Source organism: Streptomyces sp. ISL-36, from assembly GCF_018614205.1.
Taxonomy (GTDB): domain Bacteria; phylum Actinomycetota; class Actinomycetes; order Streptomycetales; family Streptomycetaceae; genus Streptomyces.
Window position 1 is genome coordinate 12,221 of the sequence record NZ_JAGGOS010000128.1, and the last position, 17,289, is coordinate 29,509.

A 17,289-nucleotide genomic window follows, 5' to 3' on the forward strand; every position below is an offset into this window, starting at 1 on the left:
CCGTCGCGGGGGCCGTTTTAATGGGCTGACCGTACCGCACGCACCGTGATGGCGTGAACGCGTTGAGTGAAGAAAGCTTTCGCTGGTTTGTTCACCCACACGAGCCAACTTGCCCCGATACCAGTCGGGTTGGCGTAGTCCTGTCCTAGGCTGCCGCCTACAGAGGGTGCCTGTCGCAGGACTCAGGGGGCGAGACGCATGGACACGGGCGCGGACACAGGCGCGGACTCGGGCGCGGGTGCGGGAGTGGAGCCGGACTCCGGCGGGGAGTTCCTGCGCTGCTTCGGCCGCCAGGTGAAACTGCTCCGGGAGACGTCCGGCCTCACCCAGGCACAGTTGGGCGAACGGGTCGGTTACGGCGAGGCCCAGATCGCGGCGGTCGAGCAGGGCCGGCGCATCCCCCGCCCCGAGCTGGTCGACGCGGTGGACCGCGAGGTGGGCGCGCGCGGGGTGCTCGTGGCGATGAAGGGGGAGGTGGCGAAGGCGCGGTATCCCGGCTTCTTCCGCCGGTACGCGCAGTTGGAGCCGGGTGCGGTCGAACTGCACGCCTACGACACTCACATGATCAAGGGCCTCCTGCAGACGGAGGAGTACGCGCGAGCGGTGTTCCGGATGTGGCGCCCGCTGCTCGACGAGGAGACGGTCGAGCAGCGTGTGGCCGCTCGGATGGAGCGCCAGAAGCTGTTCGCGCGTCGCCCCGCCCCTCTGCTGAGCTTCGTCGTCGAGGAACACGTCCTCCGCCGCCCTCTCGGCGGCCGGGAGGTTTCGCGCGGACAGCTGGAGCAACTCCTCCTCTACGGGCACATGCGCAACGTCGAGCTACAGGTCATGCCGACGGGGCGGGAGGAACACGCCGGACTTGCCGGACCGTTCACGTTGATCCATCTCGGGGATCAGCGCAGGATGGCGTATACGGAAGTGCAGGACACGAGCGCCCTGTACGTGGACCCAAGGAAGGTCAGTCCGCTTGAGGCGACGTACGGCATCCTCCGAGCGCAGGCGTTGACTCCCAGGGAGTCGCTGATCTTCATCGAGAAGCTGTTGGGAGAGCTATGAAGCCTGGTGAACTGCGCTGGTTCAAGAGCAGCTACAGCGCGGGCAACGGCGGTGACTGCGTCGAGGTCGCGGACGCGGGTACGGCCGTCTTCGTCCGTGACTCCAAGCGTCCCGGCGAGGCGGTCCTCGCCGTACCCGCCGGGCAGTGGTCCGCCTTCGTGCGGATGGCCGCGCGCGGTTCGCGCGGTTGAGACGGCCGAGGGGCGGTCGGGGCCGAGCACGGCTCCCGACCGCCCCTCGCGCGTTGCCGGGCGCCAGGGGAGCGCGGTCCACCGGCTCCCTAGTGACATGTGGCTCTTCAGTCCGTAGGCTGCTGAATATGGATATGCACACCGTCGTCCTTGGCACGTCCGGAACCACCCCCCAGGACGTCATCGACGTCGCCCGCCACGGCGCCCGCATCGAGCTCTCTCCCGAAGCCGTGCAGGCCCTCGCCGCCTCGCGCGCCGTCGTCGACGCGCTCGCCGCGAAGCCCGAGCCCGTGTACGGCGTCTCGACCGGGTTCGGCGCGCTCGCCACCCGGCACATCAGCCAGGAGCTCCGCGCCCAGCTGCAACGCAACATCGTCCGCTCGCACGCCGCCGGCATGGGGCCGCGCGTCGAGCGTGAGGTCGTGCGCGCGCTGATGTTCCTGCGGCTGAAGACCGTCTGTTCCGGGCACACCGGCGTCCGGCCCGAGGTCGCGCAGACCATGGCCGACGTCCTCAACGCCGGCATCACGCCGGTCGTGCACGAGTACGGCTCCCTCGGTTGCTCCGGCGACCTGGCCCCGCTCTCGCACTGCGCGCTGGCCCTGATGGGCGAGGGCGACGCGGAAGGCCCCGACGGCACCGTGAAGCCCGCCGGCGAGCTGCTCGCCGCCGCCGGTATCCAGCCCGTCGAGCTCCGCGAGAAGGAGGGCCTCGCCCTCCTCAACGGCACCGACGGCATGCTCGGCATGCTGATCATGGCGCTCGCCGACCTCGACACCCTCTACAAGTCCGCCGACATCACCGCGGCCCTCTCCCTCGAAGCCCTCCTCGGCACCGAGAAGGTCCTCGAACCCGAGCTGCACGCCATCCGCCCCCACCCGGGCCAGGGCGCGTCCGCCGCCAACATGCTCGCCGTGCTCAAGGGCTCCGGCCTCACCAACCACTTCCAGGAGGAAGAGGCCCCCCGGGTCCAGGACGCGTACTCCGTGCGCTGCGCCCCGCAGGTCGCCGGCGCCGGCCGCGACACCATGGCCCACGCCCGCCTGGTCGCCGAGCGTGAGCTGGCCTCCGCCGTCGACAACCCGGTCGTGCTCCCCGACGGCCAGGTCCGCTCCAACGGCAACTTCCACGGCGCCCCCGTCGCGTACGTCCTCGACTTCCTCGCCATCGCCGCCGCCGACCTCGGCTCCATCGCCGAGCGCCGCACCGACCGGCTCCTCGACAAGAACCGGTCCCACGGCCTGCCGCCCTTCCTCGCCGACGACGCCGGCGTCGACTCGGGCCTGATGATCGCCCAGTACACCCAGGCCGCCCTGGTCAGCGAGATGAAGCGGCTGGCCGTCCCGGCCTCCGCCGACTCCATCCCGTCCTCCGCGATGCAGGAGGACCACGTCTCCATGGGCTGGTCCGCCGCCCGCAAGCTGCGCACCGCGATCGGCAACCTCAACCGGATCATCGCCGTCGAGCTCTACGCCGCCACCCGCGGCATCGAGCTGCGCCGCGGCCTGACCCCCGCCCCCGCCTCGCAGGCCGCCATCGCCGCCCTGCGCGCGGCCGGCGTCCAGGGACCCGGCCCGGACCGCTTCCTCGCCCCCGACCTGGCGGCCGCCGACACCTTCGTCAGCGAAGGCAGGCTCGTCGCGGCCGTGGAGCCGGTCACCGGCCCGCTGGCCTAGCGGACGCGAACACGCGAAGGGGCCGCCCCGATGGGGCGGCCCCTTCGCCATGCTCCGGTCCGGACTACGAGGCCCGGCCTCCGCGTCTCATCGCCAGCGTCACGAAACCGGCCCCGACGACCAGAAAACCCGTCCCACCCAGCAGATACGGCGTCGTGTCGACCCCGCCGGTGTCCGCCAGGCGCGTCTCGGCCGCCGCGCGCTCCTCCTGTGTGACCGTCGCCGAGGTCCGTTCCTCATCGGTGGCGTTCGCGGACGGAACGAACCACAGAGCGCAGAGCAGCGTCCCGGCGGCGGTGGCGGTCAGCAGCGGGCGGCGTGCGACGGACACAGATTTCGATCCCCCTTGCGGCAACCGCGAATTGGTAGGTGCGCCGATGCTAGTGAAAACAGCGGGTCGCAGGAAAGCCGGGACCCGGGGCAGCCTACGCTCCGACGTATGAGTACTTCCGAGACATCACGTTATGTACGCCTTCGAGTAGAAGTCGTCCTGGAGATCGACGGCCCCGAGGAGCTGACCGAGGCCGCCGTCGCCCGGATCGGCACCGACGAGTTCATGCCGGAGGACGAGCGCGAGCACGCCCGGTCCGCCGTGCGCGAGGACAGCGCCGAGGCCCTCGCCTATCTCATCGAACCGTTCGACCTCGTCAGTACGGTCCCCGGGATCGAGCTGGTCCAGGCCTCCTGGAGCAGCGAGGAGATCGACTACGACCCCGATGCTCAGGAGTGGGACCTCGACGAGGAAGATGGGGACGACGACGCGGAGGACGCGGACGACGACGAACGGGTGTAGCAGCGGCCCCGCCTCTGCTCGGAGCCCCGGTGAAGCGTCGCCCTCGCGGCGCGCACCGGGGCTTCGCCCGTACGGGAACCGGACGCCCCGCGCCTGCGTGTCGATCAGTGGCGTTCCCCACAAAACGCCCGGTTCCGGAACCGGGCGGGGTCTCATGGATGTTTCAACGAGTGTTGGCAGGGATTCGGCGACGATGGAGAAGCGTGTGATGACGGACAGCAAGCGTCGCAAGCGCATGGCGGCGGCCGCCGTGGTGCTCGGTGGCGTATTGGTGCTCTCTGCGTGCAACGACGGCGGTAAGGGCAGCGCCGCCGACAGCTCCCAGTCGCCACAGTCACAGGCGCAGGTCGACGAGGCCGCGGCGCAGAAGACGTCCAAGGCCCAGATATCCATCGCGCCCGAGAACGGTGCCGCCAACGCGTCGATCAACAACGACGCCAAGGTCACCGTCACCGACGGCACGCTCACCGAGGTCACCCTCACCACCGCCGAGGGCGAGAGCGTCAAGGGTGAGATCTCCGCCGACGGCACCAGCTGGAAGCCCACCGAGCAGCTGAAGCGCGCCACCGTCTACAAGATCGCGGCGACGGCGAAGGACGCGGACGGCCTGGAGGCCCACGAGAACTCCTCCTTCACCACCGTCTCGCAGGCCAACAGCTTCATCGGCAGCTTCACGCCCGAGGACGGCTCCACCGTCGGCGTCGGCATGCCGGTCTCGATCAAGTTCAACAAGGCGATCACCGACAAGAAGGCCGTCCAGGGCGGTATCACGGTGACCTCCAGCAGCGGCCAGGAGGTCGTGGGGCACTGGTTCAACTCCCAGCGCCTCGACTTCCGCCCCGACGACTACTGGACCGAGGGCTCGACCGTCACGCTGAAGCTGAACCTCGACGGCGTCGAGGGCGCCGACGGCGTCTTCGGCGTCCAGCAGAAGACCGTCACCTTCAAGATCGGCCGCAACCAGGTCTCCACCGTCGACGTCGCCACCAAGACCATGACGGTCAAGCAGGACGGCAGGACGATCAAGACCATCCCGATCTCCGCGGGCTCCCCGGAGAACCCCACCTACAACGGTGAGATGGTGATCTCCGAGAAGTTCAAGGAGACCCGGATGAACGGCGCCACCGTCGGCTTCACGGACGACGACGGCAAGGGCGAGTACGACATCAAGGACGTCCCGCACGCCATGCGGCTGTCCACCTCGGGCACCTTCATCCACGGCAACTACTGGGGCTCGGACTCGATCTTCGGCTCGGTGAACACCAGCCACGGCTGCGTCGGCCTGAACGACGTCAAGGGCGCCGGCGACCCGAACCAGATGGCCGCCTGGCTCTACGACCACTCGATCGTCGGCGACGTCGTCATCGTCAAGAACTCCAAGGACAAGACGATCGCGCCCGACAACGGCCTCAACGGCTGGAACATGAGCTGGTCGCAGTGGAAGGCCGGCTCGGCGCTCTGATCCGTACGCAGGCACAGAGAACGTAGGCACAGAGAACGGCGGCTCCCTCGTCACGAGGGGGCCGCCGTTCTCGTCACCGTACGTTGAGGTGGGTCAGCGTACGCCGAGGCGCCTCACCGTACGTCGAGAGGCTCGTCCACACCCCAGTTGGCGAGCAGCCGCAGCGCGTCCGCCGACGCCGTCCCCGCCTCCGCCTGGTACGTCACGAGCATCAGGTCCGGGTCCCCGCCGGACACCTTCATCGTCTCGTAGCCCAGCGTCATCTCGCCCACCAGCGGATGCCGCAGCCGCTTCGTCCCGTGCCCCTTGTCCGTGACCGTGTGGGCCGCCCACAGCGAGCGGAACTCCTCGCTCTTCACCGAGAGCTCGCCGACCAGCGCCAGCAGCGCCGGGTCGTCCGGGTAGCAGCCCGCGTACAGCCGCAGCACGCTCACCACCTCGGTCGCCTTGCACTCCCAGTCGATGTAGAGATCACGCGAATTCGGGTCCAGGAAGACCAACCGCGCGACATTGCGTTCCTCCGGCGCCATGGCCGCGAAGTCACCGAGCAGCGCCCGCGCCATCCGGTTCCAGGCGAGCACGTCCAGCCGGCGCCCGAGGAGGAACGCGGGGATCCCGTCCATCGAGTCCAGCAGATGCAGCAGGCCCGGTCGCACCTGCTGGGGCCGGGTGATCGCCGCTCGCTGCTTCTTCTTCACGGTCGGCTTGGCCAGATGCGTCAGATGCGCGCGCTCGGTGTCGCTCAGCCGCAGCGCCCGCGCGATCGAGTCCAGGACCTCCATGGACACATTGCGGCCGTTGCCCTGCTCGAGACGGGTGTAGTACGCCACGGACACCCCGGCGAGCTGCGCGAGCTCCTCCCGGCGCAGCCCCGGCACGCGGCGATGGCGCCCGAACTCGGGCAGGCCCACGTCCTGGGGCTTCAGCCGAGCCCGGCGCGAGCGCAGGAATTCGCTGAGTTCCGCACTGAGATCCATACCATCCAAGTATTCCCGGTCGGGCGACCGAAACGGCGGGTGTACCTGTCCCTGCCAGTGGTAGGCACGCTGGACGTAGGCAGAACAGAGGTCTGGGCGGCGATCGCTCCCTCCGGCAGGCTTGCCGCCATGACCACGAACGTTTCCGCTTACGCCGCACCCGCCGCCAACGCCCCGCTGGAGCGCACCACCGTGCCGCGCCGCCCGGTCGGCGAGCACGACGTCCTCATCGAGATCAAGTACGCCGGCATCTGCCACTCGGACATCCACCAGGCCCGCGACGGCTGGGGCGAGGGCATCTTCCCGATGGTGCCCGGCCACGAGATCGCCGGAATCGTCACCGAGGTCGGCGCCGGCGTCACCCGGCACAAGGTCGGCGACCGCGTCGGCGTCGGCTGCTTCGTCGACTCCTGCCGTACGTGCGAGTACTGCGAGCAGGGTCTGGAGCAGTACTGCGTCAAGGGCGGCACCGGTACCTACAACGCCCTCGACAAGAACGGCGAGCCGACCTACGGCGGCTACTCCACCCACATCGTCGTCGACGAGAACTACACCCTGCGCATCCCGGACGGCCTCTCCCTCGACGAGGCGGCCCCGCTGCTCTGCGCCGGCATCACCCTCTACTCGCCGCTCGCCCACTGGAACGCGGGCCCCGGCAAGAAGGTCGCGATCGTCGGCCTCGGCGGCCTCGGCCACATGGGCGTCAAGATCGCCCACGCGCTCGGCGCCGAGGTGACCGTGCTCAGCCAGTCGCTCAAGAAGCAGGAAGACGGCCTCAAGCTCGGCGCCGACCACTACTACGCCACCAGCGACCCGGAGACCTTCACCGCGCTCGCCGGTTCCTTCGACCTGATCGTCTCGACCGTCTCGGCCCCGATCGACTTCGGCGCCTACCTGAGCCTGCTCAAGACGGACGGCGCACTGGTCAACGTCGGCGCCCCCGAGGAGCCGATCGCGCTCAACCTGTTCTCCCTGATCGGCGGCCGCAAGACGCTGGCCGGCTCGATGATCGGCGGCATCGCCGAGACGCAGGAGATGCTCGACTTCTGCGCGGCCCACGGCCTGGGCGCCGAGATCGAGCTCATCCGCGCCGACCAGATCAACGAGGCGTACGAGCGGGTGCTCGCGAGCGATGTGCGCTACCGCTTCGTGATCGACGCGTCGACGATCTGATCCGCAGCCCGATCCTCTTCGCGAGAGTGCCGGTGCATGACGTCCGGGGTAATCGACCCCGTACGGCATGCCCCGGCACTCTTGCGTCATGACCGCATACGCACTCGGAAACCTGCACCCGAAGCCCGTCCTCGACGACGAGGTCCTCACCTACATCGAGCGCATCCAGGACACCCTGGACCCCTTCGGCGGCCACTTCCTCGTCCACGGCGCCCCGAAGCGCGAGGTCCGCGAGGGCGCCTGGCCCGGCGGGCTCGTCATCATCGGCTTCCCGTCGTTCGACCAGGCGCGCGACTGGTACGACTCCGCCGCCTACCAGGAGCTGATCCCGCTGCGCACCCGGCACATGGACGGCGACATCCTCCTGATCGACGGAGTCGCACCCGGCTACGACCCGGCGGCGACCGCCGCCCTGATGCGGGCCGCGCAGGCGCCCACGTCAGACGGCCCGGCCTGAGCGCAGTTCGAGGCGCCCGCCCCGGAATCCGGCGCGGAAGCGGTGGTCGTGGGAGACCGCGACCACCGCCCCCTCGAAGGCGTCGAGAGCCGCCTCCAGGTCCTCCACCAGGGAGAGCGCCACATGGTTGGTCGGCTCGTCCAGGACGAGCAGATCGGCCGGCCGGGTGACCAGACGAGCCAGCTCCAGCCGCCGCTGCTGCCCCACCGAGAGCGCGGACACCGGCACGGCCAGGTCCTCCTCCCGGAAGAGCCCGAGACCCAGCAACTCGTCCGCGTACTCCTCGGGCAGGCCGGGGCGGCCCGCCGCGTACGCCGTCAGGAGCGGCTTCATGGACGGTACGGCGGGCAACTCCTGCGGCAGGTAGCCGACCCGGGCCCGGCGGGTGACCGTGCCGGCGTCGGGGCGCAACTCACCGGCGAGGATCCGCAGCAGGGTCGTCTTGCCGGCCCCGTTGGGGCCGGAGACCAGAAGCCGGTCGCCCGCCGTGATCCGCAGCTCGTCCAGCCGCAACCGGTCGCCGACCACGATGTCACCGAGCTCGGCGAGGACGGGACGGCCGGCGGTGCCGGTGCCGGTGCTTGGATCCGTGCCCGTGCCCGTGCCCGTATCCGTGGTGGTGTCCGTGGTGGCGATCCGGGCCGTGAAGCGCAGCGGCTCCGGCGGGGCCGGCACCGGCTCCCTGCGGAGCTGCTCCAGCCGGGTCCGAGCCGCCCTGACCTGCCCCGAGAGCTTGTTCTCGTGCGAGCGGCGGTGCTTGCCGAACCCCTGTCGCGGATCCTTGCCGGACACCGCGAGCCGCTGCCCGGCCGCGGCGACCAGTTCCTCCGTACGCGCCACCTCCTCCCGCCACTCCTCGTGCCGCTGAGCCCAGCGGTGGCGGGCGGCGGCCTTGGCGGCCCGGTAGCCGGCCCAGCCGTCGCCGTACCGGGTCACCGCGCGGGTGTCCCGGTCGACCTCCAGGATCGCCGTCGCCATCCCCTCCAGGAACATCCGGTCGTGGGTTACCGCCACCACCGTGCCCCGATGGGACCGCAGCCGCTCCTCCAGCCAGGCCGCGGCCGCCCGGTCGAGATGGTTCGTCGGCTCGTCGAGGAGCAGCAGCTCGGCGCCCGAGGCGAGGACACCGGCGAGTGCCAGCCGTGCCTGCTCGCCGCCGGAGAGCGTGCCGATCGGGCGCTCGTACGGGACATGGCCGAGGCCGAGGCCGTGCAGGGCGGCGTCGACGCGGGCGTCGGCCTGGTAGCCGCCCCGCTCCTCGTACCGGGTGGACAGCTCGCCGTACGCGGCGAGTTCCTCGGGTGTCGCGGAGCCGAGGGTCTCCTCGGCGGACCGCATCTGCCGCTCCATCGCGCGGAGTTCGGCGAGGGCCGCGTCGACGGCGTCCCGCACGGTGTGCTCGGGGCCGACGCCGAAGGTCTCGGCGAGCGTCTGGGCGAGCCGGGCGGTCCCACCGGGGGAACGGAGGGTGACCTCCCCCGAGTCGGGGGCCTGCACCCCGGCGAGCAGCCGGAGCAGGGTGGATTTGCCGGAGCCGTTCTCGCCGATGACGGCGGTCTTCTCGCCGGGGCGGACGGTGAGGGAGACCTGGTCGAGGACGGAACGGTCCCCGTAGGACGTGGAGACATGGCGGAGCGTGAGCTGGGCGCGGTCGCGCATGGGTGTTTTCCCTGAGAGCGTGGGTTCCTTCGGGCCGGTCGGGGCGGGGACACGGCGACCGCCGCTGCCGGGGGCCCGGAGGGCGCCGGTCAGCGGGTCAGGCCGTGTCCGCGGCCGGAATCAGCGGAAGAAGTAGTACGAACCCATGGGCCCGAGTGTGCCACGCGGCCCGCCGGCCGCGCAGTCCCTTTTTCCGCCGCCGCCGCCGACGCCGCCGACGCGATTGTGCGGCGGTTGGCGGACGGCCACGGCGGGCAGCGGCGGTCGGTGGCCCCGGAGCCTCACCGGCCCCGGGGATCCGGGCGGTGCTCGACGTATTCGACGATCGTGCCGTCCGGATGCCGGGCGGTGAACCCGGCGCCGGTCGGCACGGCGTGCAGTGGGTCGAGCACCTCGCCGCCCTCGGCCGTCAGCCGTTCCAGGTGGGCGCCCGCGGAGTCGACGAGCAGCGTGCCGTCGACCTCGCGGAAACGCGCGACGTCGGCCGGCTCGCCCTCGATCAGCAGGAACCCGCCGACGACGGCGAGCGCGAGCCGCGCGGCCGGATACGTGAACCACATGTCGCGCTCGACGCCCTGCACACGCTCGTAGCGGGCGGTGAGCTCTTCGAGGGTGCCGGGACCGGTGAAGACCCGGATCAGCGCACGCGGGGAAGTGAGGCGGGAGGAATCGTTGTTGACCCGCCAGAGGACGGTGGTGTCTGCGTTCATGGCACCACCGTCGCCGCGCCGCCCGAGCGGGACCAGAGAGGCGTTCATGCTGTGACCGACACTCATAGGCTCGCGCTCCGCCGCGCGTTGGGCACCTTTCTGCGCGCCCACCGCGAACGGATCGCGCCCTCCGACGTCGGCCTGCCGACCGGCGGGCGCCGGCGCACACCCGGCCTGCGGCGCGAGGAGGCGGCGGCGCTGTCGGGGGTGGGGGTCGCCTGGTACACCTGGCTCGAACAGGGCCGGGTGGACACCTCCCGCGAGGTCCTGGACGCCGTCAGCCGCACCCTGCGCCTCGACACCGACGCCCACCACCACGTGCTGCGTCTCGCGGGCTTCGCCCCACCCGAGACCGTGCGGGAACCGGCCCTGGACCCCGCTCTCCTGGAAGGCTGGCCGGACAGCCCCGCGATCCTCCTCGACGGCGTCCTGCACATGACCGCGTGGAACACCGCCTACACCCGGCTCTGGCCGGACCCGGCCGCCGTCCCGACCGCACGGCGCAACCTGCTGCTGCTCCTCGCCACCGACCCGGAGTACCAGCGGCTCCTGCCCGACTGGGAGCCGCAGGCCATGGACCTCCACCGGTACGTCCGTACCGGGGCGGACACCCGCCCCGGCGATCCCGCGGTCCGCGCCCTGACGTCGCTCCTCGCGGCCGAACGCCCGGACCTGGAGACGTGGTGGACGTGCCGGTCGGTGGGCGCCTTCACCTCCCGTACGGTCCGGATCACCGGCGCCGGACCGTACACGCTCTCGATGCTGCACACACCGGACGCGCCGGGCTCGTCGATCCTGCTGTTCAGCCCGGACCGCGCCCGCGGGGACGTGTCGGGATGACGGTCCCGCGCCGGGGTCAGCCCTCGGCCTTCGCCACGCCGATCGGGCAGGAGACGCCCGTGCCGCCGATGCCGCAGTAGCCGGCCGGGTTCTTGTCCAGGTACTGCTGGTGATAGGGCTCGGCCGGGTAGAACGTGCGGCCCTCGGCCGGGAGGATCTCCGTGGTGATCGTGGAGTAGCCGGAGCCCGTCAGGACCTTCTGGTACGCGGCGCGGGAGGCCTCGGCCGTCTCGGCCTGGGCGGGGGAGTGGGTGTAGACGGCCGAGCGGTACTGGGTGCCGACGTCGTTGCCCTGGCGGAAGCCCTGGGTCGGGTCGTGGGACTCCCAGAAGAGCTTGAGCAGCTGCTCGTACGAGACGATCTCCGGGGCGAAGACGACCCGGACGGCCTCCGTGTGCCCCGTGAGGCCCGAGCAGACCTCCTCGTAGGCCGGGTTCGGGGTGTAACCGCCCTGGTAGCCGACGAGAGTCGTCCAGACGCCCTCGGTCTGCCAGAACTTGCGCTCGGCGCCCCAGAAACAGCCGAGCCCGAAGTCCGCCACCTCGAGTCCCTCGGGGTAGGGGCCGAGCAGCGGGTTGCCGAGGACGGTGTGGCGGTCCGGCACGGCGAACTCGGGGACCTCGCGGCCCTTCAGCGCCTGCTCGGGGGTGGGGAGGACGGGGGTGCGTGACAGGAACATGCGGCATCTCCTCGACGGTGGGCGTTACGCACAACGCGCGGGGACCGGGAGGGATTCCCCCGGCCCCCCGCGACCGCCCACGGGCGCCGCCGCGACCGCTCGCGGGCGACGCCGCGGCCGGACACGTCCGCGTCAGCCCGCCTTCCCGGCCTGCGCGTCGGACACCTGGGCCACGCACTCGTCGCGCATCCGGCAGAACTCCTCCGCCGCGTTGCCCCGGTAGCGCCAGGGCAGGAAGGCACCCGCGTGGCCGTCCACCCGGCGGAACTGCTCAAGTGCCTCGTCCCACCGTTCCTGCAGGTAGAGGTAGTACGCCAGCAGATGACGCACCTCCGGCAGTCGCGGGTGGTCCGGGTCGGCGGCGGCCACGTCGGCGAGCACCGCGTCGACCGTCGCGTACATCTCGGGGGTGCGGTCGACGTCGGCCGAGTCGGAGTCGTCGTGCTCGAAGTGCGCGATCAGCGGGAAGACCGACATCAGGGTTCCGGCCGGGGCCTCGGCCGCGGCCCGCACGGCGAAGGCCCGGGCGAGCGCCTCGGAACCGCGCCACTTCGCGCACCAGTACTGCAGCGCCGAGAAGTGGGCCTCGTAGTGGTACGGGGCGCGGCTCGTGAGCTCCTTCCAGATGCGGCGCAGCTCCTCGTGCGGGAGGCCGAGGCCGATCGCCGTCCAGATGGCGCCCACGTACGGAGCCGGGTCGCCCTCGGGCGCGAGCGCCGCGGCGCGGGTGTGCTCCTCGCGCGAGCGGAGCAGCGTGCGGCGGAAGCCCTCGAACTGCTCCTGGGTGGTGTACTGCGCGCCCTTCGCGCCCCGCACCTTCCAGGCCAGGACCACGGTGCTGCGCGCCCGCAGCAGGGCCGCGGCCGGATCGTCGGGGCGGGCGCTCTCCCACGACAGCAGCCAGGTGTCGTCGTCGGCGGCCACGTCCGCGAGCTGTTCGCAGAAGTGGGTACGGAGCTCCCAGTCGCGCTCGGCCGCCGTCGCGTCGAGGAGGTCGGCGGCGGGCTGCCAGTCGCCGGCCCTGGCCGCCGCCATGGCCACCGTCAGGGCCGGCTGCAGCGGTGCGGGCAGTTCGGTGTTCTGGCGCTCGGGGGGCAGCAGGCCCAGCGCGGCGACGCGCGCGGCCGTCTCCTCGGCGGCGACCTCGTCCTCCGTGCCGGAGCGCAGGCCCTCGATGGTGCCTTGCACGATGGCCTTGAGGAAGTACAGCCCGAGGGCCAGCACGCCCAGGACGAGGGGGGTCAGGACGACCCAGAGGATGATCACGATGACGACCTTGGTGGGTGCTCGGGAGGGGGTTCGGGGGTGCGGGGGTATCGGGGAGTTCGGGGACTTCAGGGACTTCAGGGATGCGGCGGTTCGCGAGGTTCTCGGCGTTCTCGGCGGTCTCGGCGGTCTCGGGGCTCGCGGAGGGCGGCGGATTCAGGGCGTGTGCAGAAGCATGCGGAGGGGGCCGGTGTCGGGGCGGTCCGCCACCGCCGCGTCCAGGGCCGCCGGGAGCTCGTCCTCGTATCCGGGCGGCAGGAGCAGGACGGCCGGGGCTGCCCAGGAGAGCTGCCAGCGCGCCCGCCCGTCCTCGGTGAGCGCGTCCGTCACCAGCAGTGACAGGCCCCGCCGCAGTACCGGCCGGGCGAACTCGCGGGCGGCGCGGCCCGTCGCGGCGCCGGCCCGCTCTGACTTCGGGAGCCGGTCGGCGATCTCCCAGGCCTTTCCGGCGTCGACCGCGTCGAGCAGTGCGTCCAGCACCGCGCCCCGGGACACCGTGCCGGTCACCTCGGCCGTCGCGTGCAGCAGCGGCTCCGCCTCGCTCATGGAACGGGCGCTCATCGCCTCGTGCACCAGGTCCGCCCACTCCACCCGGCGCATCAGCAGCGCGTCCGCGGTGAGGGAGACGTCCTCCACCGCGGCGAGCGAGCGGTCGGGCGAGACGAGCAGGGAGAGCGAGGGCGGCGAGGCCGGCGCGCCCCGGCCGTCGTCGGCCAGCGCTTCGAGTCGGGCGACCCGTTCGGCCATCGGCGGGTGGGAGTCGTAGGGGGAGGCCGGCTGCGTCGGCAGGTCCTGCCGCAGGTCCTCCAGCTCCTCCGAGCGCGCGGCGAGCAGATGCCGTACGCCGCCGATCACCTCACCGTGCGGGGGCAGCATCCCGAACTCGGCACCCAGCGTCGCGTACGAGTCGAGGAAGAAGCCGTTGGCCGCCTCCACGACGGCGATCTCGCGCAGCGCGGACGCGGTCGCGTCACGGCCGGCGACGCGGGACGCCGCGAGGTCGGCGGCGATTTCCTGGCGGCGCGAGTCGGCCTGCGTGGCCCGCAGCGAGAACCGTCCGTAAGCGGTGTAGATCCTTGCCATGGTGCGGAGGGTGAAGCCCACACCGGTGGTGTCGATCTCGTGCGCCGTCCTGCCCCTGGCGATCCGCTTCGCGGCCTTCCTCTCCTGCCGCGCCCGCTCCTTGGCGACCTTGCCGCCGGCCTTCTCCTCGAAGTGCGCGACGGTCCGCTCGACCTGGACGCGGCAGCGGGCGGTGAGGGCGGAGAGGCGGGTGTCGGCGTGGGTGAAGTGCCCGAACTCGTGGGCGAGGACGGCCCTCAGCCGCGCCTCGGAGAGCCCGGCCATGAGCGGAAGGCCGAGATAGAGGCGGCGCCGGCCGCCCAGCAGGCCGAGCAGCCGGGAGTCCTCGCTGACGGCGGCGTTGACCTCGGCGGTCAGCCGGATCTCGCCGGGCGCCCGGGTGCCGACCTGCTCGGCCAGCTCCCGCACGGCCCGCCAGAGCCGCGGCTCGTCGGCGTCGGTGACGAGGACGCTCGCGGGGATCTCGTCGGTGGGGGTGCGCAGCAGGAGCATGCCGCGGACGACGGGGACCGCGAGGACGGCGGTGACGACGTAGAACTTCAGGGCCCAGGGACCGGGGGTCCAGAGCGTCGCCGCCCAGTCGATCAGAGCGAGGACGGTCAGGACGGCGAGACCGAGGAGATAGAAACCGGCAAGCAGCACGAGGGCGCGCAGCGCGCGCAGAGAAGCGCCCATTGGGCAGAGTTCCCCCACGGATGAAGACGATCGGTCGAGCTGTGGGGGGAAGCGGAGTATCACCCATCGGCGGGCGGGCCGTCCACCGGGAAAGGCGCCCGACCTGCGCTCTCGTACGGGAGGGGAGCCGTGCCGGGCGCCCCGTACGGGCACCTCTCCCGTACCGGCGCCCCTCCCGTACCGGCACCTCTCCCCGTACCGGCGCCCCTCCCCCTACGGGCACCCCTCCCGTATCAGCCTCCGAGGCGGCTACCTCGGCAGCGTCGCCGGGCTCCCGCCGTTCGCCTCGTAGCCCGCCACCGCCAGATTCCGGTACACGGTGTACTCCGCCGCCGGGTCCGCGCTCAGCGTCCACGGCAGCGCACCCACGTGACCGTCCACGTGCACCAGTTGGTGCATCGCCTCCGACCAGCGCTCGGAGCGGATCAGGAAGAGGACGAGCAGGTGGCGTACGTGCGCCAGCATCGGGTCGTCGGGGCGGGCCGAGTGGACCGCGTACAGCGCGCCCTCCATCGCCTTGGCGACCACCTCGGTACGGAAGAAGTCCTGGACGAGCACGATCTCGGGCAGATGCTCGTACACCGCGAACAGCGGCAGCGCGGCCAGCAGCGATCCCTGCGGGGCGCGGGCCGCGGCCGCCGTCGCGAAGCGGTCGGCGTCCGCGCGCGAGCCGTGCCACTTCTCGCACCAGTAGTGCAGGGCCGCCAGGTGCGCGCCCATGTGCTGCGGGGCGCGGTCGATGATCTTCGCCCAGACCTGGTCGAACTCCTCGTGGCTGTAGCCGAGTCCACGGGCGACGGCGAGCTGCACGATGTACGGGACGGGGTCGCCGGGGGCGAGCAGCGCCGCCTCCTCGCTCACCTTGCGGGCCTCCTCGAGGATGATCCGGAAGTCGTCGGTGCCGGCGGCGGACGAGCGCCAGGCCTGCTGCACCAGGAACTCGGCGTGCACGGCGGCCCCGCCCGGGTCCTTGGGCGAATCCGCCCGCCAGGCGCGCAGCCACGCCCCGCCGACGCCCGGCTTCTGCTGGAGCTCCAGGGAGGCCGCGCCCGCGAACGCCTGGACGCGCTGCCAGCGGACCTCGCCCTCCTTCTCCGTACCGGCGAGCAGCTGCGAGGCGGCCCGCCAGTCCTGGGTCGCCTGGACGACGTCGAGGACGTCGAGCAGGTCGCGGTCGGGGCCGGGCATCCGTACGTCCTGCTCCTCCTGGCGCAGGAAGCCGTACGCCTCGGGGTCGGCGGCGTCCGGGGAGCCGGGCGCGACCTGGTGGATGCCGAGGCCGGACCGGCGGCGTCGCAGGTACGGAAGGACGACCGCGATCAGCAGCCCCATCGCGATCAGGAACCAGAGAATCTCCATGTGTCCATTGTCCAGGACACCCGGTGAGACGCTGGGCGGCGGTCGGGGGTGCTCGGGACTACGCTCCTGAACCATGAGCGACCAGCACATCCACCAGAGCTTCGAGACCCGCGCGATCCACGCGGGCAACACGGCCGACCCGCTGACCGGCGCGGTCGTCCCGCCCATCTACCAGGTGTCCACCTACAAGCAGGACGGCGTGGGCGGGCTGCGCGGCGGTTACGAGTACAGCCGCAGCGCCAACCCCACCCGTACCGCTCTCGAGGAGAACCTCGCGGCCCTGGAGGGCGGGCGGCGCGGCCTCGCCTTCGCCTCGGGCCTCGCCGCAGAGGACTGCCTGCTGCGGGCGCTGTTGGCCCCCGGCGACCACGTGGTCATCCCCAACGACGCCTACGGCGGCACCTTCCGGCTCTTCGCCAAGGTCGTGCAGCGCTGGGGCGTGGACTTCTCGGTCGCCGACACCTCCGACCTCGCCTCGGTGCGCGGTGCGGTCAACGACCGTACGAAGGTGATCTGGGTCGAGACCCCCTCGAACCCGCTGCTCGGGATCACCGACATCGCGGCGGTCGCGGACGTGGCCCGTACCGCCGGCGCGAAGCTGGTCGTCGACAACACCTTCGCGAGCCCGTACCTCCAGCAGCCGCTGGCGCTCGGCGCGGACGTGGTCGTGCACTCGCTGACCAAGTACATGGGCGGCCACTCGGACGTCGTCGGCGGCGCACTGGTGACGGCCGACGAGGCGCTCGGCGAGGAACTGGCGTACCACCAGAACGCGATGGGCGCCGTCGCCGGCCCGTTCGACTCGTGGATCGTGCTGCGCGGCATCAAGACGCTCGCCGTGCGCATGGACCGGCACAGCGAGAACGCGGGCAAGGTTGCCGAGATGCTGACGCAGCACCCGAAGGTGACCCAGGTGCTCTACCCGGGCCTGCCGGAGCACCCGGGCCACGAGATCGCCGCCAAGCAGATGAGGGCGTTCGGCGGGATGATCTCCTTCCGGGTCGCGGGCGGCGAGGAGGCGGCCGTCGCGGTCTGCAACCGGGCGAGGCTGTTCACGCTCGGCGAGTCCCTGGGCGGTGTCGAGTCGCTGATCGAGCACCCGGGGCGGATGACGCACGCCAGCGTGGCCGGCTCGGCCCTGGAGGTCCCGGCGGACCTGGTCCGGCTCTCGGTGGGCATCGAGAACGCGGACGACCTGCTGGCCGACCTGCGCCAGGCGCTGGGCTAGGCGAC

General features: G+C 71.8%; 17 protein-coding genes. 9 read left to right on the forward strand and 8 right to left on the reverse strand.

Translation table 11 applies throughout. The features are described 5' to 3' along the window. Positions 1-198: 198 nt before the first annotated feature. From J7E93_RS29465 to hutH, 3 genes are all read left to right on the forward strand, one after another. Positions 199-1,056 carry a helix-turn-helix transcriptional regulator gene (locus J7E93_RS29465; protein WP_215073053.1) on the forward strand — a complete coding sequence of 286 codons (858 nt, stop codon included), beginning with the start codon at positions 199-201 and terminating at the stop codon, positions 1,054-1,056. Next, positions 1,053-1,247: a DUF397 domain-containing protein gene (locus J7E93_RS29470; RefSeq protein ID WP_215073054.1), complete on the forward strand. Its 195-nt coding sequence runs from the start codon at positions 1,053-1,055 to the stop codon at positions 1,245-1,247. Before J7E93_RS29465 ends, J7E93_RS29470 begins: the two co-directional genes overlap by 4 nt. 134 nt (positions 1,248-1,381) lie before the next feature. Next, positions 1,382-2,923 (forward strand): histidine ammonia-lyase, encoded by a 1,542-nt coding sequence (hutH, locus tag J7E93_RS29475; protein WP_215073085.1) that lies wholly within the window; start codon positions 1,382-1,384, stop codon positions 2,921-2,923. Positions 2,924-2,987: 64 nt separating this feature from the next. Here the strand turns inward: hutH and J7E93_RS29480 are convergent, their stop codons facing one another. Continuing rightward, positions 2,988-3,254 (reverse strand): hypothetical protein, encoded by a 267-nt coding sequence (locus J7E93_RS29480; protein WP_215073055.1) that lies wholly within the window; start codon positions 3,252-3,254, stop codon positions 2,988-2,990. A 108-nt stretch (positions 3,255-3,362) separates the two neighbouring features. Here J7E93_RS29480 and J7E93_RS29485 point away from each other — a divergent pair, with 108 nt between their 5' ends. Both J7E93_RS29485 and J7E93_RS29490 read left to right on the forward strand, forming a co-directional pair. Further along, positions 3,363-3,716 (forward strand): hypothetical protein, encoded by a 354-nt coding sequence (locus J7E93_RS29485; protein WP_215073056.1) that lies wholly within the window; start codon positions 3,363-3,365, stop codon positions 3,714-3,716. Positions 3,717-3,909: 193 nt separating this feature from the next. After that, a complete protein-coding gene (locus J7E93_RS29490) occupies positions 3,910-5,178 on the forward strand; it encodes an Ig-like domain-containing protein (RefSeq protein ID WP_215073057.1) in 1,269 nt (422 codons plus the stop codon). Positions 5,179-5,291: 113 nt separating this feature from the next. On the opposite strand, the gene J7E93_RS29495 is transcribed toward J7E93_RS29490, so the two are convergent. Continuing rightward, the gene (locus J7E93_RS29495) at positions 5,292-6,155 is read right to left on the reverse strand and encodes a helix-turn-helix transcriptional regulator (RefSeq protein WP_215073058.1); all 864 of its coding nucleotides are present in this window, start codon (positions 6,153-6,155) and stop codon (positions 5,292-5,294) included. 129 nt (positions 6,156-6,284) lie between these two features. Between J7E93_RS29495 and J7E93_RS29500 the strand changes: the two genes are divergently transcribed. Then, on the forward strand, positions 6,285-7,328 hold the full coding sequence (locus J7E93_RS29500) for an NAD(P)-dependent alcohol dehydrogenase (RefSeq protein ID WP_215073059.1): 1,044 nt from the start codon (positions 6,285-6,287) through the stop codon (positions 7,326-7,328). An 88-nt stretch (positions 7,329-7,416) separates the two neighbouring features. Further along, the gene (locus J7E93_RS29505; RefSeq protein ID WP_215073060.1) at positions 7,417-7,785 is read left to right on the forward strand and encodes a DUF1330 domain-containing protein; all 369 of its coding nucleotides are present in this window, start codon (positions 7,417-7,419) and stop codon (positions 7,783-7,785) included. On the opposite strand, the gene abc-f is transcribed toward J7E93_RS29505, so the two are convergent. Beyond that, positions 7,768-9,444: a ribosomal protection-like ABC-F family protein gene (gene abc-f, locus J7E93_RS29510; RefSeq protein ID WP_215073061.1), complete on the reverse strand. Its 1,677-nt coding sequence runs from the start codon at positions 9,442-9,444 to the stop codon at positions 7,768-7,770. The two genes, J7E93_RS29505 and abc-f, sit on opposite strands and share 18 nt — an antisense overlap. A 281-nt stretch (positions 9,445-9,725) precedes the next feature. Continuing rightward, a complete protein-coding gene (locus J7E93_RS29515) occupies positions 9,726-10,154 on the reverse strand; it encodes a VOC family protein (RefSeq protein ID WP_215073062.1) in 429 nt (142 codons plus the stop codon). A 51-nt stretch (positions 10,155-10,205) separates the two neighbouring features. Between J7E93_RS29515 and J7E93_RS29520 the strand changes: the two genes are divergently transcribed. Further along, a complete protein-coding gene (locus J7E93_RS29520; protein ID WP_215073063.1) occupies positions 10,206-10,994 on the forward strand; it encodes a helix-turn-helix domain-containing protein in 789 nt (262 codons plus the stop codon). A 16-nt stretch (positions 10,995-11,010) separates the two neighbouring features. On the opposite strand, the gene msrA is transcribed toward J7E93_RS29520, so the two are convergent. From msrA to J7E93_RS29540, 4 genes are all read right to left on the reverse strand, one after another. Continuing rightward, positions 11,011-11,673 carry a peptide-methionine (S)-S-oxide reductase MsrA gene (msrA, locus tag J7E93_RS29525; RefSeq protein ID WP_215073064.1) on the reverse strand — a complete coding sequence of 221 codons (663 nt, stop codon included), beginning with the start codon at positions 11,671-11,673 and terminating at the stop codon, positions 11,011-11,013. 132 nt (positions 11,674-11,805) lie between these two features. Continuing rightward, entirely contained in the window at positions 11,806-12,942 is a 1,137-nt protein-coding gene (locus J7E93_RS29530; protein WP_215073086.1) for a hypothetical protein, read from the reverse strand. A gap of 153 nt (positions 12,943-13,095) precedes the next feature. Continuing rightward, the gene (locus J7E93_RS29535) at positions 13,096-14,697 is read right to left on the reverse strand and encodes a M48 family metalloprotease (protein ID WP_215073065.1); all 1,602 of its coding nucleotides are present in this window, start codon (positions 14,695-14,697) and stop codon (positions 13,096-13,098) included. A 249-nt stretch (positions 14,698-14,946) separates the two neighbouring features. Then, complete coding sequence (locus tag J7E93_RS29540; protein ID WP_215073066.1) at positions 14,947-16,056, reverse strand: hypothetical protein; 1,110 nt, start codon at positions 16,054-16,056, stop codon at positions 14,947-14,949. Between the two features lie 73 nt (positions 16,057-16,129). On the opposite strand from J7E93_RS29540, the gene J7E93_RS29545 reads away from it, so the two are divergent. Further along, complete coding sequence (locus tag J7E93_RS29545) at positions 16,130-17,284, forward strand: cystathionine gamma-synthase (protein ID WP_215073067.1); 1,155 nt, start codon at positions 16,130-16,132, stop codon at positions 17,282-17,284. Positions 17,285-17,289: the final 5 nt, after the last annotated feature.

Coding starts and splice junctions, on each gene's coding strand:
- J7E93_RS29465 (WP_215073053.1), top strand. CDS start 199: ATGGACACGGGCGCGGACACAGGCGCGGACTCGGGCGCGGGTGCGGGA.
- J7E93_RS29470 (WP_215073054.1), top strand. CDS start 1,053: ATGAAGCCTGGTGAACTGCGCTGGTTCAAGAGCAGCTACAGCGCGGGC.
- hutH (WP_215073085.1), top strand. CDS start 1,382: ATGCACACCGTCGTCCTTGGCACGTCCGGAACCACCCCCCAGGACGTC.
- J7E93_RS29485 (WP_215073056.1), top strand. CDS start 3,363: ATGAGTACTTCCGAGACATCACGTTATGTACGCCTTCGAGTAGAAGTC.
- J7E93_RS29490 (WP_215073057.1), top strand. CDS start 3,910: ATGGAGAAGCGTGTGATGACGGACAGCAAGCGTCGCAAGCGCATGGCG.
- J7E93_RS29495 (WP_215073058.1), bottom strand. CDS start 6,155: ATGGATCTCAGTGCGGAACTCAGCGAATTCCTGCGCTCGCGCCGGGCT.
- J7E93_RS29500 (WP_215073059.1), top strand. CDS start 6,285: ATGACCACGAACGTTTCCGCTTACGCCGCACCCGCCGCCAACGCCCCG.
- J7E93_RS29505 (WP_215073060.1), top strand. CDS start 7,417: ATGACCGCATACGCACTCGGAAACCTGCACCCGAAGCCCGTCCTCGAC.
- abc-f (WP_215073061.1), bottom strand. CDS start 9,444: ATGCGCGACCGCGCCCAGCTCACGCTCCGCCATGTCTCCACGTCCTAC.
- J7E93_RS29515 (WP_215073062.1), bottom strand. CDS start 10,154: ATGAACGCAGACACCACCGTCCTCTGGCGGGTCAACAACGATTCCTCC.
- msrA (WP_215073064.1), bottom strand. CDS start 11,673: ATGTTCCTGTCACGCACCCCCGTCCTCCCCACCCCCGAGCAGGCGCTG.
- J7E93_RS29535 (WP_215073065.1), bottom strand. CDS start 14,697: ATGGGCGCTTCTCTGCGCGCGCTGCGCGCCCTCGTGCTGCTTGCCGGT.
- J7E93_RS29540 (WP_215073066.1), bottom strand. CDS start 16,056: ATGGAGATTCTCTGGTTCCTGATCGCGATGGGGCTGCTGATCGCGGTC.
- J7E93_RS29545 (WP_215073067.1), top strand. CDS start 16,130: ATGAGCGACCAGCACATCCACCAGAGCTTCGAGACCCGCGCGATCCAC.